Genomic DNA, 17,178 nt, shown 5'->3' on the forward strand with positions numbered 1-17,178 from the left:
GGCCGTGACCGACCGTCCCGTGTCCCGCACCCGGCCGGGCCAGCGCCCCGCCGGGGCGCCGGTCCGGGACCCGTACGCCCCGGCGGGGCGCACCTCCCGCCACCCCCGGCCCGGCCCCTGCGCGCCGCCCTTCTGGCACCGCGGCTGCCGCGCGCCCGCCCGGCGCGTGCACGGACGGCGGGTGCGCTACGTGATCGGCGACGAGCCCGGACAGGTCAACGGGATGCGATGGCGTCCGGGGCCCGCGCCCGAGCGCACCCCGTCCGACGCCCCGCAGCCGCCGCCCCGGCACGCCGCCGCCTGACGCGCCCCGGCGGCCGGCTCACCGTACGGACGACCGCACCGCCCCGACCGCCCGCCGGTCGCGGCGGCGCTCCGCCCTCGGCGCACACGGTGCACCCACCCATCGCCCTGCCAAGGAGCACGTCGCATGTCATCCGACTTCTTCGTCCCCGACCCCGAGGGTCTGACCCCCAGCGCCGAGGGCTATTTCGGCGCGTACGGCGGCAAGTTCATCCCGGAGGCGCTCGTCGCCGCCGTGGACGAGGTCGCCGTCGAGTACGACAAGGCCAAGACCGACCCGGAGTTCGCCGCCGAGCTGGACGCCCTGATGGCCCACTACACCGGGCGGCCCAGCGCGCTGACCGAGGTCCCGCGCTTCGCCGGACACGCGGGCGGGGCCCGGATCTTCCTCAAGCGCGAGGACCTGAACCACACCGGCTCGCACAAGATCAACAACGTCCTGGGCCAGGCCCTCCTCACCCGGCGGATGGGCAAGACCCGCGTCATCGCGGAGACCGGCGCCGGCCAGCACGGCGTCGCCACCGCGACCGCCTGCGCCCTGTTCGGCCTCGACTGCACCATCTACATGGGCGAGATCGACACCCGGCGCCAGGCGCTGAACGTGGCCCGGATGCGGATGCTCGGCGCCGAGGTCGTCGCCGTGAAGTCCGGCTCGCGGACCCTGAAGGACGCCATCAACGAGGCGTTCCGCGACTGGGTCGCCAACGTGGACCGCACTCACTACCTCTTCGGCACGGTCGCCGGGCCCCACCCCTTCCCGGCGATGGTCCGCGACTTCCACCGCGTCATCGGCGTCGAGGCCCGCCGCCAGATCCTGGAGCGCGCGGGCCGCCTCCCGGACGCGGCGGTCGCCTGCGTCGGCGGCGGCTCCAACGCCATCGGCCTCTTCCACGCCTTCCTCCCCGACGCCGGGGTCCGCCTGGTGGGCTGCGAGCCGGCCGGGCACGGAGTGGAGAGCGGCGAGCACGCGGCGACCCTCACCGCGGGCGAGCCGGGCATCCTGCACGGTTCGCGCTCCTACGTCCTCCAGGACGACGAGGGCCAGATCACCGAGCCGTACTCCATCTCCGCCGGACTGGACTACCCCGGCATCGGCCCGGAGCACTCCCACCTCAAGGACACCGGCCGCGGGGAGTACCGCGCCGTCACCGACGACGCGGCCATGCGGGCGCTGCTGCTGCTCTCCCGCACCGAGGGGATCATCCCGGCCATCGAGAGCGCCCACGCGCTCGCCGGCGCCCTGGAGCTGGGCCGGGAGCTGGGCGAGGACGGGTTGATCCTGGTCAACCTCTCCGGGCGCGGCGACAAGGACATGGACACCGCCGCCCGCTATTTCGGGCTGTACGACACCGACGCCGAAGTGGCCGCGGACGCGGGCGGCGACCGCGCCGAGATCGAGGGGGACGCCAAGTGAGCGGCAACATCGAGCTGTTGAACACCACCCTGGCCGCCGCGAAGGCGGAGGACCGGGCGGCGCTGATCGCCTACCTGCCGGCCGGCTTCCCCACCGTCGACGGCGCCATCGCGGCGGTCCAGGCCGCCGTGGCGGGCGGCGCGGACGTCGTCGAGGTCGGGCTCCCGCACAGCGACCCGGTCCTGGACGGCCCGGTCATCCAGACCGCCGACGACATCGCCCTGCGCGGCGGCGTCCGGATCGCCGACGTCATGCGCACGGTCCGCGAGGCGCACCGGGCCACCGGCGCGCCGATCCTGGTCATGACGTACTGGAACCCCGTCGACCGCTACGGCGTCGAGCGCTTCACCGCCGAGCTGGCCGAGGCGGGCGGCGCCGGGTGCATCCTGCCCGACCTGCCCGTCCAGGAGTCCGCGCTGTGGCGCGAGCACGCCGACAAGCACGGCCTCGCCACCGTGTTCGTCGTCGCCCCCAGCAGCCGGGACGCCCGCCTCGCCACCATCACGGCGGCCGGGAGCGGCTTCGTCTACGCCGCCTCGCTGATGGGCGTCACCGGCACCCGCGCCTCGGTCGGCGCCCAGGCCGAGAACCTGGTGGAGCGCACCCGCGCCACCACGGAGCTGCCGGTCTGCGTGGGGCTCGGCGTCTCCAACGCCGCCCAGGCGGCCGAGGTCGCCCGCTTCGCGGACGGGGTGATCGTCGGCTCGGCGTTCGTCAAGGCCCTGCTGGACGCCGACGACGAGGCCGCCGGTCTCGCGGCCGTACGCTCCCTCGCGGGCGAACTGGCCGAGGGTGTTCGAAAGCGGTGACCGCCCACGTCACCTGAACGGGTGGATTGTGGTCCGGGGAGGCGCGATGGCGCCTCCCCGGTTCGTTCTGCGGGTGTGAGCGACGAGATCCCTGAGGGAAACAGAAGTGCGCGTGAGCGTCTGGCCCAGCAGCGCGAGCGGGAGAAGGGGCGCGAGCGCCGCCGCCGCACGCTGATCGTCACCTCGGCGGTGGTCGGGGTGCTGGCGCTGGCCGCCGTGGTCGGCCTGATCGCGGCCAACGCCGGCAAGGACGGCGGCGACAGCGCCTCGGGCCCCGCCATCGCCCCGTCCGGCGCGACCGGCGAGGACGCGCTGACCCTGCCGGTCGGCGCCTCCGACGCCCCCTCCACCCTCACGATCTGGGAGGACTTCCGCTGCCCGGTCTGCGCCCAGTTCGAGAACGCGCTGCGCGACACCGTGACGGAGCTGGCCGACCAGGGCCAGATCAAGGTGGAGTACCACCTGGCCACCATCATCGACGGCAATCTCGGCGGCCGCGGATCGCTGCGCGCCGCCAACGCCGCCGCCTGCGCCCAGGACGCCGGCAGGTTCGCCCCGTACCACGACGTCCTCTTCCGCAACCAGCCCCCCGAGCCGGACGACGCCTTCGGGAAGAACAGCCGGCTGATCGAGCTGGCGGGCGAGGTCGAAGGGCTCGACACGCCGGCCTTCCGCCGGTGCGTGGAGGACGGGGAGCACGACGGCTGGGTGAAGAAGTCCGACACGGCGTTCCGCGAGGGCGGCTTCCAGGGCACGCCGACCGTCCTGCTGAACGGGGAGTCCGTCTTCCCGAGCCGGGGCGGCGAGCAGATCTCCGCGGAGAGCCTGAAGAAATGGGTCGCCCAGGCCAACAAGGGCAAGAAGCCGGGCACCGCCACGCCGTCCCCCGCCACGCCGGCCGCGTCGACCGCCCCGGCCGCTTCGACCACCCCGACCGACGGCTCCGGCGCCACGCCGACCGCCCCGTCCCCGGCCCCGCCCTCCTGACCGCGCCGGGCCCCCGTCCGACGTGGTCCCCGTTACGCAGACGTTGCCGGGCGGCTTGCCGTACCCACCGCCCGGCAGGGTAGCGTCGACCCCGTCATGAACCTTGCCTCCATTCCCAGCCCGTCGACGGGCGTGATCGATCTCGGCCCGATCCCGCTCCGCGGCTACGCGTTCTGCATCATCATCGGTGTCTTCGTCGCCGTCTGGTTCGGCAACAAGCGCTGGGTCGCCCGTGGCGGCAAAGCCGGGACCGTCGCCGACATCGCCGTCTGGGCGGTGCCCTTCGGCCTCGTCGGCGGCCGGCTCTACCACGTGGTCACCGACTACCAGCTCTACTTCAGCGACGGTGAGAACTGGGTCGACGCCTTCAAGATCTGGCAGGGCGGCCTCGGCATCTGGGGGGCCATCGCGCTGGGCGCGGTCGGCGCCTGGATCGGCTGCCGCCGCCGGGGCATCCCGCTGCCCGCCTGGGCGGACGCGCTGGCCCCCGGCATCGCCCTCGCCCAGGCCATCGGCCGCTGGGGCAACTGGTTCAACCAGGAGCTGTACGGCAAGCCGACCGACCTCCCCTGGGCGCTGGAGATCAGCGACGGCCCGAACCGGATCGCCGGGACGTACCACCCGACCTTCCTGTACGAGTCGCTGTGGTGCGTCGGCGTGGCGCTGCTGGTGGTCTGGGCCGACCGCCGCTTCCGGCTCGGCCACGGCCGGGCGTTCGCGCTGTACGTCGCGGCCTACTGCGCGGGGCGCGGCTGGATCGAGTACATGCGGGTCGACGAGGCCCACCATGTGCTGGGGCTCCGCCTGAACGTCTGGACCGCGATCGTCGTCTTCGTCCTGGCCGTCGTCTACATCGTGCTCTCCGCGCGGATGCGGCCGGGGCGCGAGGAGATCGTCGAGCCCGACCGGGAGACGGAGCCCGCCGAGCAGGACGAGCCGGCGAAGGACGCCACCGCCGAGGACGGTTCCGCCGAGGGGGCCGCCACGGAGGACGCCCCCGCGAAGGACCGCCTCACGAAGGACCCCCTCACGAAGGACGCCTCCGCGAAGGACGGACCGGACGGCGCCGGCGGCTCGGCCGCGTCGGCCGAAACCGCCGACAAGGGCTGACCGCCCGCACCACCGCAACGCACCCCCGGTCGCCGGGCGGGCCCGACGTCCAGGGCCCCTCCGGCGACCGCGTGCGTTCCGCCGCGGACCGTGGTCACGAGGTCCGGATCTCGCTCCGGCAGGGCATCGAGGCGGACGCGCCGGGCCGCTGGACGCACAGGGCCGCCGCGGCCGACGCCCAGGCCACCGCCTCGGCGACCGGCCGCCCCTCGCCGAGCGCCACGGCCAGCGTGCCGACGAAGGCGTCCTTGGCCCCGGTCGTGTCGACGGCGGTCACCTCGGGCGCCTCGAAGAGCACCGGTTCGCCGCCTCGGGCCGCGTACAGGCAGCCCCGCGCACCGAGCGTGACGATGACCTCGGGCACCTGCCGGAGCAGGATCTGCGCGGCCGCGTGCGGTTCGGCCTGCCCGGACAGCTCGGCGGCCTCGCGCTCGTCGGGGAGCAGCAGGTCGACGTGGTCGAGGAGTTCGTCGGGCAGCCGCCGCGCGGGGGAGGGGGTGAGCAGGGTCCGCACGCCCTGGGCCCTGGCCGCGCGGACGCCCTCGACGACGGCGGACAGCGGCAGCTCGAGCTGCGCCAGCAGCAGGTCGGCGGCGCAGATCGCGGCGATCTCGCCGGGCCCGAGCGAGGTCACCGTGCCGTTGGCGCCGGGGACCACCACGGCGGTCGCGGTCCCGGCGCCGTCCACCACGACGTGTGCGGTGCCGCTGGGCCCCTCGACGGTGTGCAGGAGGTCGGTGTCCACGCCCGCGTGGAGGAGCCCGTCGCGCAGCAGCGTCCCGTACGCGTCGTCGCCGACCGCGCCGATCATCGTCACCTCCCCGCCCGCGCGGGCGGCGGCGACGGCCTGGTCCGCGCCCCGGCCGCCGGGGACCGCGCGGAACTCCTCCCCGGTGGCGGTCGCGCCGCGTTCCGGGACGCGGGCGGTGCGGACGACGAGGTCCATCCGGGTGCTGCCGAGGACCGCGATGCGGGTCATGGGCGCTGAGCCTCCTGGTGGGCGAGGGCGTCGGAGCCGGTCCGTTCGGGGCCGGGCCCGGAGGTGGCGGGGCGCCGGGGCGGCCCCTGCCCCCATCTGTGCCACGTCGAGGACGGCGAGAGGCGTGATCGGCGGGAAAAGGCGACAAACGGGCCACCCGGAGGATGGGGGCAGGAAGCTGAGGCTTGCCTGTCTTCGCAGGTCAGAGCGGTGATAGGGCAGGCTTGCCTTGCTGGCGGGGCTCGCCCGACCGGCGTAGTTTGGACTTCGTCGAAAACTGTACTGAGTGGGAAATCGGCGGGGTGACGGCCCGTCGGGGGACGAGGGAGAGCAGAGCCGTGGCCATCATCGAGACCGACGCCGTACTCCACGAGGCGCACCGGGACAACCACACCCACCGGGACGTGAACGGGGGCTGGCTGCGGCCCGCCGTCTTCGGCGCGATGGACGGGCTGGTCTCCAACCTCGCCCTGATGACCGGCGTGGCCGGCGGCGCGGTCTCCCAGCAGGCCATCGTGATCACCGGCCTCGCGGGGCTGGCGGCCGGCGCGTTCTCCATGGCGGCCGGCGAGTACACCTCCGTCGCCTCGCAGCGCGAACTGGTCGAGGCCGAGCTGGCCGTCGAACGGCGGGAGCTGCGCAAGCACCCCGACGACGAGATGGCCGAGCTGGCCGCCCTCTACGCCTCCCGCGGCGTCGACGCCGAGCTGGCCGCCGAGGTCGCCCGCCAGTTGTCGCGCGACCCGGAGCAGGCGCTGGAGATCCACGCCCGCGAGGAGCTGGGCATCGACCCCAGCGACCTGCCCTCCCCGCTGGTGGCCGCCGGCTCGTCGTTCGCGGCCTTCGCGCTCGGCGCGCTGCTGCCCGTCCTGCCCTACCTCCTGGGCGCGAGCGCCCTGTGGCCCGCCGTGCTGCTCGCCCTGGCCGGCCTCTTCGCCTGCGGCGCGGTCGTGGCGCGGGTGACGGCGCGCACCTGGTGGTTCAGCGGACTGCGCCAGCTCGCCCTGGGCGGCGCCGCCGCGGCGATGACGTACGGGCTGGGCGCCCTGTTCGGCGTGGCGGTCGGGTGACGCCGGCGCGCGGCGCGGACCGGGTCATGCGAACGGCGTAACGCCGCGGAAACCCGTGTGACGTACGTCCCGGCGGCTCCCCCTGGGCCGATCGGGGCCAACGGGCCTAAAATGCGTCTCTATGCAAGGCTATGCATACATAGCCGTTACTCGGTGGTTTCATTTGCTCCGCCGCCGGGCATGAGCCGTAGGCACCGCGGGCAACGACGCCTGTTCTCTGCGACTTCCTCCCGGTCCCGGCCCTCGCGGCCGCGCCCCGCCCCCGGCCGTCCGGTCGCCCCCGATCACGGCGGTGTCCGCATGTTGGAACACGCCTTCCGCTTCTTGAGAAGCGCCCCATCATGTAGCCTGCACCAAATTTCGCAGAGGGCCAACGTCGTCCCTCGGCACTGAACATGCCACGACGACGACGGGAGAGCCGATGCGTATCGACGCCTGGTCGCCCATGGACGGTCGCCCCGCCCAGCAGGGGATGTACGACCCCCGTAACGAACACGACGCCTGTGGTGTCGGGTTCGTGGCCACTTTGACCGGTGTGGCCAGCCATGAGCTGGTCGAGCAGGCGCTGACCGTACTGCGCAATCTCGAACACCGCGGCGCCACCGGCTCCGAGCCCGACTCCGGCGACGGCGCCGGCATCCTCTGCCAGGTCCCGGACGCCTTCCTCCGCGCGGAGACCTCCTTCCCGCTCCCCGACGCCGGCTCCTACGCCGTCGGCACCGCCTTCCTCCCCGCAGGCGACTCCACCGCGGCCGTCGCCCGCATCGAGGACATCGCCGCCGAGGAGGGCCTGACGGTCCTCGGCTGGCGCGACGTGCCGGTCGCCCCGGCGCTGCTCGGCAGCGGCGCCCGCGCCACCATGCCCGTCTTCCGCCAGCTCTTCGTCTCCGACGGCGAGAGCAGCGGCATCGTCCTGGACCGCAAGGCGTTCGTGCTGCGCAAGCGCGCCGAGCGCGAGGCCGGGGTCTACTTCCCCTCGCTCTCCGCCCGCACCATCGTCTACAAGGGGATGCTCACCACCGGGCAACTGGAGCCGTTCTTCCCCGACCTCTCCGACCGCCGCTTCGCCACCGCGGTCGCGCTGGTCCACTCGCGCTTCTCGACCAACACCTTCCCGAGCTGGCCGCTGGCCCACCCCTACCGCTTCGTCGCGCACAACGGCGAGATCAACACGGTCAAGGGCAACCGCAACTGGATGAAGGCCCGCGAGTCCCAGCTCGCCTCCAGCCTCTTCGGACCGGCGCAGCTCGACCGGATCTTCCCCGTCTGCACCCCGGACGCCTCCGACTCCGCCTCCTTCGACGAGGTCCTGGAACTGCTCCACCTCGGCGGCCGCTCGCTGCCGCACTCGGTGCTGATGATGGTCCCCGAGGCGTGGGAGAACCACGCCTCCATGGACCCGGCCCGGCGCGCCTTCTACCAGTACCACGCCACGATGATGGAGCCCTGGGACGGCCCGGCGTGCGTCACCTTCACCGACGGCGTCCAGGTCGGCGCGGTCCTCGACCGCAACGGCCTGCGCCCCGGCCGCTACTGGGTCACCGACGACGGGCTCGTCGTCCTCTCCTCCGAGGTCGGCGTCCTGGACATCGACCCCGCCAGGGTCGTCCGCAAGGGCCGCCTCCAGCCCGGCCGGATGTTCCTCGTGGACACCGCCGAGCACCGCATCGTCGAGGACGACGAGATCAAGGCGTCCCTCGCCGCCGAGCAGCCGTACGAGGAGTGGCTGGAGACCGGCGTGATCGGCCTGGGCGACCTGCCCGACCGCGAGCACATCGTGCACACCCACGCCTCGGTCACCCGCCGCCAGCAGACCTTCGGCTACACCGAGGAGGAGCTGCGCGTCATCCTCGCGCCGATGGCCCGCACCGGCGGCGAACCGCTCGGCTCCATGGGCACCGACTCGCCGATCGCCGCGCTGTCCGAGCGCCCCCGGCTGCTCTTCGACTACTTCACCCAGCTCTTCGCCCAGGTCACCAACCCGCCGCTGGACGCCATCCGCGAGGAGCTCGTCACCTCGCTGCGCTCCTCGCTCGGCCCCCAGGGCAACATCCTGGAGCCGACCGCCGCGGCCTGCCGCAGCGTCACGCTGCCCTTTCCGGTGATCGACAACGACGAGCTGGCCAAGCTGATACACATCAACGCCGACGGCGACATGCCGGGCATGAAGGCCGCCACCCTCGCCGGCCTCTACCGGGTCGGCGGCGGCGCCGAGGCGCTGGCCGCGCGGATCGAGGAGATCTGCGCCGAGGTCGACACCGCCATCGAGGACGGCGCCCGCCTGGTCGTCCTCTCCGACCGGCACTCCGACGCCGAGCACGCGCCGATCCCCTCGCTGCTGCTCACCTCCGCCGTCCACCACCACCTCATCCGCACCAAGCAGCGCACCCAGGTGGGCCTGCTGGTCGAGGCCGGGGACGTCCGCGAGGTCCACCACGTCGCCCTGCTGATCGGCTACGGCGCCGCAGCGGTCAACCCGTACCTCGCCATGGAGTCCGTCGAGGACCTGGTCCGCGCCGGCACCTTCATCGAGGGCGTCGAGCCCGAGCAGGCCATCCGCAACCTGATCCACGCCCTGGGCAAGGGCGTGCTGAAGGTGATGTCCAAGATGGGCATCTCCACCGTCGCCTCCTACCGCGGCGCCCAGGTCTTCGAGGCCGTCGGCCTCGACGAGGCCTTCGTCGCCACGTACTTCAACGGCACCCCCACCAAGATCGGCGGCGCCGGCCTGGAGGTCATCGCCCAGGAGGTCGCCGCCCGGCACGCCAAGGGCTACCCCGCCTCCGGCATCGCGGCCTCGCACCGCGCGCTGGAGATCGGCGGCGAGTACCAGTGGCGGCGCGAGGGCGAACCCCACCTGTTCGACCCGGAGACCGTCTTCCGCCTCCAGCACTCCACCCGCAACCGGCGCTACGACATCTTCAAGCAGTACACCGACCGGGTGAACGAGCAGTCCGAGCGCCTGATGACGCTCCGCGGCCTCTTCGGCTTCGCCCCGGACCGCACCCCGGTCCCCCTCGACGAGGTCGAGCCCGCCTCCGAGATCGTCAAGCGCTTCTCCACCGGCGCCATGTCCTACGGCTCGATCTCCCGCGAGGCGCACGAGACGCTCGCCATCGCGATGAACCAGCTCGGCGGCAAGTCCAACACCGGCGAGGGCGGCGAGGACCCCGACCGCCTCTACGACCCGGCGCGCCGCTCCTCCATCAAGCAGGTCGCCTCCGGCCGCTTCGGGGTGACCAGCGAGTACCTGGTCAACGCCGACGACATCCAGATCAAGATGGCCCAGGGCGCCAAGCCCGGCGAGGGCGGCCAACTGCCCGGCCACAAGGTCTACCCGTGGGTCGCGAGGACGCGGCACTCGACGCCGGGCGTCGGCCTCATCTCCCCGCCCCCGCACCACGACATCTACTCCATCGAGGACCTCGCCCAACTGATCCACGACCTGAAGAACGCCAACCCGCGGGCCCGCATCCACGTGAAGCTGGTCTCCGAGGTCGGCGTCGGCACGGTCGCCGCCGGCGTCTCCAAGGCCCACGCGGACGTCGTCCTGATCTCCGGCCACGACGGCGGAACGGGCGCCTCCCCGCTCACCTCCCTCAAGCACGCGGGCGGCCCCTGGGAGCTGGGCCTCGCCGAGACCCAGCAGACCCTGCTCCTCAACGGCCTGCGCGACCGCATCGTCGTGCAGACCGACGGCCAGCTCAAGACCGGCCGCGACGTGGTCATCGCCGCGCTGCTGGGCGCCGAGGAGTTCGGTTTCGCGACCGCGCCGCTCGTCGTCTCCGGCTGCGTCATGATGCGCGTCTGCCACCTGGACACCTGCCCGGTCGGCATCGCCACCCAGAACCCGGTGCTGCGCGAGCGCTTCTCCGGCAAGGCCGAGTACATCGTCAACTTCTTCGAGTTCATCGCCGAAGAGGTCCGCGAGATCCTCGCCGAGCTGGGCTTCCGCACCCTCGAAGAGGCCGTCGGCCACGCCGAGCTGCTGGAGACCGACCGGGCCGTCACCCACTGGAAGGCCCAGGGCCTCGACCTCGCCCCGATCTTCCACGTGCCCGCGCTGCCCGAGGGCGCGCCGCGCCACCGCGTCGTCGAGCAGGACCACCAACTGGCCAAGGCCCTGGACAACGAGCTGATCAAGCTGGCCGCCGACGCGCTGGCGGCCGACAGCGCCGAGGCCGCCCAGCCGGTCCGGGCCCAGATCGCGATCCGCAACATCAACCGGACCGTCGGCACCATGCTCGGCCACGAGGTGACCAAGAAGTTCGGCGGCGCCGGACTGCCCGACGACACCATCGACATCACCTTCACCGGCTCCGCCGGCCAGTCCTTCGGCGCGTTCGTCCCGCGCGGCGTGACGCTGCGCCTGGAGGGCGACGCCAACGACTACGTCGGCAAGGGCCTCTCCGGCGGCCGGGTGATCGTCCGCCCGGACCGGGGCGCCGACCACCTCGCCGAGTACTCCACCATCGCCGGCAACACCATCGGCTACGGCGCGACCGGTGGCGAGATCTTCCTGCGCGGCCGCACCGGCGAACGCTTCTGCGTCCGCAACTCCGGCGCGCTGGTCGTCTCCGAGGGCGTGGGCGACCACGGCTGCGAGTACATGACCGGCGGCCACGCCGTCGTCCTCGGCGAGACCGGGCGCAACTTCGCCGCGGGCATGTCCGGCGGTGTCGCGTACGTCATCGACCTGGACCGCGACAACGTCAACGCGGGCAACCTCGGCGCGATCGAGGAGCCGGCCGACGCCGACAGGCAGTGGCTGCACGACGTCGTGCGCCGCCACCAGGAGGAGACCGGCTCCACCGTCGCCGCGAAGCTCCTCGCCGAGTGGGACACCGCCGTGACCCGCTTCAGCAAGATCATCCCGTCCACGTACAAGGCAGTGCTCGCCGCCAAGGACGCCGCTGAGCTCGCCGGCCTCTCCGAGCAGGAGACCACCGAGAAGATGATGGAGGCGGCTACCCATGGCTGACCCCAAGGGCTTCCTGACCACCGGACGCGAGGTCGCGCGGACCCGTCCCGTGGCCGAGCGCGTCAAGGACTGGAACGAGGTCTACGTCCCCGGCTCGCTGCTCCCGATCATCAGCAAGCAGGCCGGCCGCTGCATGGACTGCGGCATCCCGTTCTGCCACAACGGCTGCCCGCTCGGAAACCTCATCCCCGAGTGGAACGACTACGCCTACCGCGAGGACTGGACCGCCGCGTCCGAGCGGCTGCACGCCACGAACAACTTCCCCGAGTTCACCGGGCGGCTCTGCCCGGCCCCGTGCGAGTCGGCGTGCGTGCTCGGCATCAACCAGCCCGCCGTCACCATCAAGAACGTCGAGGTCTCCATCATCGACAAGGCGTGGGACAGCGGCGACGTCACCCCGCAGCCGCCCGAGCGCCTCTCCGGCAAGACCGTGGCGGTCATCGGCTCCGGACCCGCCGGGCTCGCCGCCGCCCAGCAGTTGACCCGCGCCGGTCACACGGTCGCCGTCTACGAGCGCGCGGACCGCATCGGCGGCCTCCTGCGGTACGGCATCCCCGCCTTCAAGATGGAGAAGTCGCACATCAACCGCCGCATCGAGCAGATGCGCCTGGAAGGCACCAAGTTCCGCACGGAGGTGGAGGTCGGCAAGGACATCGACGCCGCCAAGCTCCGCCGCCGCTACGACGCGGTCGTCATCGCGGCCGGCGCCACCGTCTCCCGCGACCTGCCGGTCCCCGGCCGCGAGCTGGGCGGCATCCACTTCGCGATGGAGTACCTGCCGCTCGCCAACAAGGTGCAGGAGGGGGACCTGACGGTCTCCCCGATCTCCGCCGAGGGCAAGCACGTCGTCGTCATCGGCGGCGGCGACACCGGGGCGGACTGCGTCGGCACCGCCCACCGCCAGGGCGCGGCCTCCGTCACCCAGTTGGAGATCATGCCCAAGCCGGGCGAGGAGCGGAACGCCGACCAGCCGTGGCCGACCTTCCCCATGCTCTACAAGGTCACCTCCGCGCACGAGGAGGGCGGCGAGCGGGTCTACTCCGTCTCCACCACCCATTTCGAGGGCGACGAGAACGGCGACGTCGCGGCCCTCCACCTGGTCGAGGTCGCGTTCAAGGACGGTAAGCTGGAGCAGAAGCCCGGCACGGAGCGGCGCATCCCCGCGCAGCTCGTCACCCTCGCCATGGGCTTCACCGGAACCGACCAGTCCAACGGCCTGGTCCAGCAGTTCGGCCTGGAGCTCGACCAGCGCGGCAACGTCGCCCGCGACGAGCACTACGCGACCAACGTGGACGGCGTCTTCGTCGCCGGTGACGCCGGACGCGGCCAGTCGCTGATCGTCTGGGCCATCGCCGAGGGCCGCTCCGCCGCCCGCGGCGTGGACCGCTACCTGACCGGGTCCAGCGCCCTGCCGGCGCCGATCCGCCCGACGGACCGGTCCCTGCTGGTCTGACCCCGTCCGGGACCCTCCGGGCCACACGGCCCGCTGCGCGTCCCCCACCACACGTCCCGTACAACGGCGTACGGAACTGAACGCGGCGCCCGCCTGTCCCCGACCGGACCCGGCGGGCGCCGTGGCGCGTCCGGGGCCGCGCTCCCGCCGGGCGGCGGCCGGCCCGTACCCGGACGTGTGAGCGCGCGGCCAATACCGACAGGAGATGTCGGGTATCCGGTGTTCCATGGCGTCCATGACCTCTCTCACCCCCGAGGCCGGCGCCCTGTCCTGGGCCGGCTTCGCCGCCGCCGAACCCGCCTTCGCCGACACCGTGCTCCAGCGCTTCCGGCTCTACCGGCACCACGTCCTCGCCACCCTGCGCAAGGACGGCTCGCCGCGGGTCTCCGGCCTGGAGGCGGACTTCCGCTTCGGCGAACTGCTGCTCGGCATGATGCCCAACTCCCGCAAGCTCCTGGACCTGCGGGGCGACGGGCGCTTCTCGCTCCACGCCAATCCGGGGCCCGACGCGGAGATGGCCGACGGCGACGTCCGCGTCAGCGGCCGGGCCGTGGAGATCACCGACCCCGCGTTCCTGGCCCGCTTCGTCGCGGAGGCGAGCCCCCCGGAACCGTTCCACCTCTTCCGCGCGGAGCTGACCGAGGCCGTCCGCACCGGGCTGGACGGCGAGGCGATCGTCATCCGGTTCTGGCGGCCCGGACACCCCCTGCGCGCCCTGCGCCGCACCGGCGACGCCGCCCCGCCGACCGAGGCGGACCCCTCGGGCCGAGCGCTGCCGGCCGACGGGAGCTGAGGCCGCCCCGCACCCGCCGTACACCGCCCGTACCCCCTCCCGTCAGCCACCTTTCCTCTCCGGCGGCACGGACCGGCCTGCCGCCGGAGCGCGAGACGTGCTACGGTGGTCCCGTTGCAGTTTTGGTACCCATGAACTTTATGTGCGCCTGACGGGAATGCTTCCTCAGGCGCATAATTGTTTTCCGGCTTTCTCCGGATGGGGCTCAATGCGGCGACTTGGAATTCGTGAAGTGCGGATTTCCGGCACTGCACCTCTTTTAGGAGAATGACATGGCTACTGGAACCGTGAAGTGGTTCAACTCGGAAAAGGGCTTCGGCTTCATCGAGCAGGACGGCGGCGGCGCCGACGTCTTCGCCCACTACTCGAACATCGCCACCTCGGGCTTCCGTGAGCTCCAGGAGGGCCAGAAGGTCTCCTTCGACGTCACGCAGGGCCAGAAGGGCCCGCAGGCGGAGAACATCGTCCCGGCCTGATCGCCGGACGCGTACCTCGCTGACCGGGGCCCGCACCTTGACGGTGCGGGCCCCGGTTTGTGCTGTCCGAGCGACAACCCGTCTAGTGCGCACATCCTGGGGGCGCACCGAGAACGGCCGGGCCGGCACATCGCACCACACCCATTCGGCAGTCGCCCAGGAATCCCCCCAGGAGGGCAATTCCCCATGACCCGTTCCGAACGCCAGGACCGCACCCCCCGCAGCCGCCCCGTCCGGGGCCGAGGCCAGGGCGCGGCCCCGGCAGCGTCGAACAACCGCGGCGGCGCCCGCGGCAAGGCCCCGGCCCGCCGGCCCGCCGCTCAGGGCGGCGAGTTCGCCCTGCCGGAGACCATCACCCCGGCGCTGCCCGCCGTCGAGGCCTTCGCCGACCTGGACATGCCCGCCGCGCTGTTGAAGACCCTCGCGGCGCAGGGCGTCACCGAGCCGTTCCCGATCCAGGGCGCGACCCTGCCGAACTCGCTGGCCGGCCGGGACATCCTCGGCCGCGGCCGCACCGGCTCCGGCAAGACGCTCGCCTTCGGCCTGGCCCTGCTGGCCCGCACCGCCGGACGCCGCAGCGCGCCGCACGCCCCGCTGGCCCTCGTGCTCGTCCCGACGCGCGAGCTGGCCCAGCAGGTCACCGACGCGCTCACCCCGTACGCGACCTCGGTGAACCTGCGGCTCACCACCGTCGTCGGCGGCATGTCGATCACCAAGCAGTCCACCGCCCTGCGGCGCGGCGCCGAAGTGCTCGTCGCCACCCCCGGCCGGCTCAAGGACCTCATCGAGCGCGGCGACTGCCGGCTCGACGAAGTCGCCATCACCGTCCTCGACGAGGCCGACCAGATGGCCGACATGGGCTTCATGCCGCAGGTCGTCGCGCTGCTCAAGCAGGTCGAGGCGGACGGCCAGCGGATGCTGTTCTCCGCGACGCTGGACAAGAACATCGACCGGCTCGTGAAGATGTTCCTCACCGACCCGGTCGTGCACTCCGTCGACCCGTCCGCCGGCGCCGTCACCACGATGGAGCACCACGTGCTCCACGTCCTGGACGAGACCGACAAGAAGGCCGTCGCCACGAAGATCGCCGCCCGCGAGGGCCGGGTGATCATGTTCGTCGACACCAAGCGCGCCGCCGACCGCTTCGCCAAGCGGCTGCTGGCCAGCGGCGTACGGGCGGCCGCCCTGCACGGCGGGCGCTCGCAGCCCCAGCGCAACCGGACCCTGGACCAGTTCAAGACCGGCCAGGTCACCGCGCTCGTCGCGACGAACGTGGCGGCGCGCGGCATCCACGTCGACGACCTCGACCTGGTCGTCAACGTGGACCCGCCGACCGACCACAAGGACTACCTCCACCGCGGCGGGCGCACGGCGCGCGCCGGCGAGTCCGGCAGCGTCGTGACGCTGGTGCTCCCCGAGGAGAAGCGGGAGATGACCCGGCTGATGCAGGACGCGGGCATCGCGCCGCGCACCACCCGCGTCACCTCCGGCGACGCGGAGCTGACCCGGATCACCGGGGCGCGCGAGCCGTCGGGCGTCGCGATCGTCATCGAGGTCCCGCAGCCCACCCCGCCCAAGCAGCGGACCCGCTCGGCCGGCGCGGCGGGCGGCTCCGGCAACGGGGGCGCGGTGCGCTCCGGCAGCCGGGGACGCGGACGGCGCGGCGGAACGGGCGCTGCCGGCGGCGGCGCTCAGGGCGGCGGCGAGGCGCGCGGCGCGGGACGCTCCGGCGGGCCCGGCGCACGCGGCGGAGCCGCCCGCTCGGGCGGCGAGTCGCGTGGCACGGGACGCGGCGGCGCGGGCACGCGGGGGCGTCGGGCCGCGTGACCGCGTAGCCGTTCAGCGTTCCGGGGGCACGGGGCCGGGGTGCGGCGGGGTGAGGCCTTCCGAGGCCCGCCCCGCCGCACCCCGGCCCCTTTCGCCGTCCTGGGACGGGCGCGGGCCGCGCACCGGGTCCGCGTCCCCGCCCGGCGCTCAGGCCGGGGCGTGGCCGCCGAGGACCAGCTCCACGTCGTCTCCCACGCGGGCGCACGCGCGGACCAGCCAGGTGCGGTCGCCGATGGACGTGCCCGCGCCGGTGGTGTGCGCCGGCACGTCGAGGACGGGGCCCGCCGGGCCCGCGGTGCGCAGCCCCGCCTCGGTCCGCGCGTCGTCGGAGAAGCGCAGGACCAGGTCGACGGGGTACGGGTCCGCCGCGAAGGCGCGGGGGTCGGGGAGCCCCTGGACGCGGCAGCGGGCGCCGGGAAAGAGATGGGTGTGGCCGCACACGGCGAGGAAGGCGTCCGCTGCGGCCGGTCCGGTGGGGGAGGGGGACATGGGAGGCTCCGGAGTGCGCGGGGACGACGGGCCCTGGACACTCTGGCGGCCGGAGGCGGCCGGGCGCGGCAGGCGGCGGCGCGGCCGCCGGCGCCGTCACCCGGTCGGAGCCGTCGAAGGCCGGAACGCGGGGGCCCGGCCCCCTTCCGACGGTGACGGCCACCGGCGCCACGGCCCCGTCCGGCCCGGTGGCGACGCGTGGCGCGTGACGCGGCGGCCGGGGGCGGGGAGGCCGGGCCCTGAACCCGTTCGCGTCGGCTCCCGCGACCGGTGCCGCGTCCCCGTCCGGGCTGTGGCAGAGCGTGACGGCGGCCGAAGGCCGCAACGCCGGGCCCCGGTCCCGTTCGCGGCGGTGACCGCGACCGGTCCCGCCTCCCCGCACGGGGTCGTGGCGACGCGTGGCGCGTGACGGCGGCCGGGGGTCGAGGACGCCGGGCCGGGCGCCCCCGACTCGTGAACCCGACCGGTCCCGCACCCCCGCCCCGCT

General features: G+C 73.6%; 13 protein-coding genes. 11 read left to right on the plus strand and 2 right to left on the minus strand.

All coding sequences use genetic code 11. The features are described 5' to 3' along the window. Positions 1-4 precede the first annotated feature (4 nt). From trpM to lgt, 5 genes are all read left to right on the plus strand, one after another. Positions 5-304 carry a tryptophan biosynthesis modulator TrpM gene (trpM, locus tag ACZ6EJ_RS06145; protein WP_469264943.1) on the plus strand — a complete coding sequence of 100 codons (300 nt, stop codon included), beginning with the start codon at positions 5-7 and terminating at the stop codon, positions 302-304. Positions 305-430: 126 nt separating this feature from the next. Then, complete coding sequence (trpB, locus tag ACZ6EJ_RS06150; RefSeq protein WP_469264944.1) at positions 431-1,717, plus strand: tryptophan synthase subunit beta; 1,287 nt, start codon at positions 431-433, stop codon at positions 1,715-1,717. Continuing rightward, the gene (trpA, locus tag ACZ6EJ_RS06155) at positions 1,714-2,526 is read left to right on the plus strand and encodes a tryptophan synthase subunit alpha (protein ID WP_469264945.1); all 813 of its coding nucleotides are present in this window, start codon (positions 1,714-1,716) and stop codon (positions 2,524-2,526) included. The genes trpB and trpA overlap by 4 nt, the downstream gene beginning before the upstream one ends. Before the next feature lie 75 nt (positions 2,527-2,601). After that, complete coding sequence (locus ACZ6EJ_RS06160) at positions 2,602-3,513, plus strand: DsbA family protein (RefSeq protein WP_469264946.1); 912 nt, start codon at positions 2,602-2,604, stop codon at positions 3,511-3,513. A gap of 96 nt (positions 3,514-3,609) precedes the next feature. After that, positions 3,610-4,623 (plus strand): prolipoprotein diacylglyceryl transferase, encoded by a 1,014-nt coding sequence (gene lgt, locus ACZ6EJ_RS06165; RefSeq protein ID WP_469264947.1) that lies wholly within the window; start codon positions 3,610-3,612, stop codon positions 4,621-4,623. Positions 4,624-4,717: 94 nt separating this feature from the next. Here lgt and ACZ6EJ_RS06170 read toward each other — a convergent pair whose 3' ends face one another. After that, positions 4,718-5,602, minus strand: coding sequence for a ribokinase (locus tag ACZ6EJ_RS06170; protein WP_469264948.1), 885 nt, complete (start codon positions 5,600-5,602; stop codon positions 4,718-4,720). Positions 5,603-5,940: 338 nt separating this feature from the next. Between ACZ6EJ_RS06170 and ACZ6EJ_RS06175 the strand changes: the two genes are divergently transcribed. The 6 genes from ACZ6EJ_RS06175 to ACZ6EJ_RS06200 all read left to right on the plus strand — a co-directional run bounded on the left by ACZ6EJ_RS06175 (position 5,941) and on the right by ACZ6EJ_RS06200 (position 16,202). Further along, on the plus strand, positions 5,941-6,672 hold the full coding sequence (locus ACZ6EJ_RS06175) for a VIT1/CCC1 transporter family protein (RefSeq protein WP_469264949.1): 732 nt from the start codon (positions 5,941-5,943) through the stop codon (positions 6,670-6,672). A 421-nt stretch (positions 6,673-7,093) separates the two neighbouring features. After that, positions 7,094-11,653 (plus strand): glutamate synthase large subunit, encoded by a 4,560-nt coding sequence (gltB, locus tag ACZ6EJ_RS06180; protein ID WP_469264950.1) that lies wholly within the window; start codon positions 7,094-7,096, stop codon positions 11,651-11,653. Next, positions 11,646-13,106 (plus strand): glutamate synthase subunit beta, encoded by a 1,461-nt coding sequence (locus ACZ6EJ_RS06185; RefSeq protein WP_469264951.1) that lies wholly within the window; start codon positions 11,646-11,648, stop codon positions 13,104-13,106. Before gltB ends, ACZ6EJ_RS06185 begins: the two co-directional genes overlap by 8 nt. A 226-nt stretch (positions 13,107-13,332) precedes the next feature. Beyond that, the gene (locus ACZ6EJ_RS06190) at positions 13,333-13,899 is read left to right on the plus strand and encodes a pyridoxamine 5'-phosphate oxidase family protein (RefSeq protein ID WP_469264952.1); all 567 of its coding nucleotides are present in this window, start codon (positions 13,333-13,335) and stop codon (positions 13,897-13,899) included. Positions 13,900-14,171: 272 nt separating this feature from the next. Further along, positions 14,172-14,375: a cold-shock protein gene (locus tag ACZ6EJ_RS06195; RefSeq protein WP_003969786.1), complete on the plus strand. Its 204-nt coding sequence runs from the start codon at positions 14,172-14,174 to the stop codon at positions 14,373-14,375. 186 nt (positions 14,376-14,561) lie between these two features. Then, positions 14,562-16,202 carry a DEAD/DEAH box helicase gene (locus tag ACZ6EJ_RS06200; RefSeq protein ID WP_469264953.1) on the plus strand — a complete coding sequence of 547 codons (1,641 nt, stop codon included), beginning with the start codon at positions 14,562-14,564 and terminating at the stop codon, positions 16,200-16,202. Between the two features lie 147 nt (positions 16,203-16,349). Here ACZ6EJ_RS06200 and ACZ6EJ_RS06205 read toward each other — a convergent pair whose 3' ends face one another. Further along, complete coding sequence (locus tag ACZ6EJ_RS06205) at positions 16,350-16,691, minus strand: hypothetical protein (RefSeq protein ID WP_469264954.1); 342 nt, start codon at positions 16,689-16,691, stop codon at positions 16,350-16,352. Between the last annotated feature and the right edge of the window lie 487 nt (positions 16,692-17,178).

Source organism: Streptomyces sp. NPDC041970, assembly GCF_055588985.1.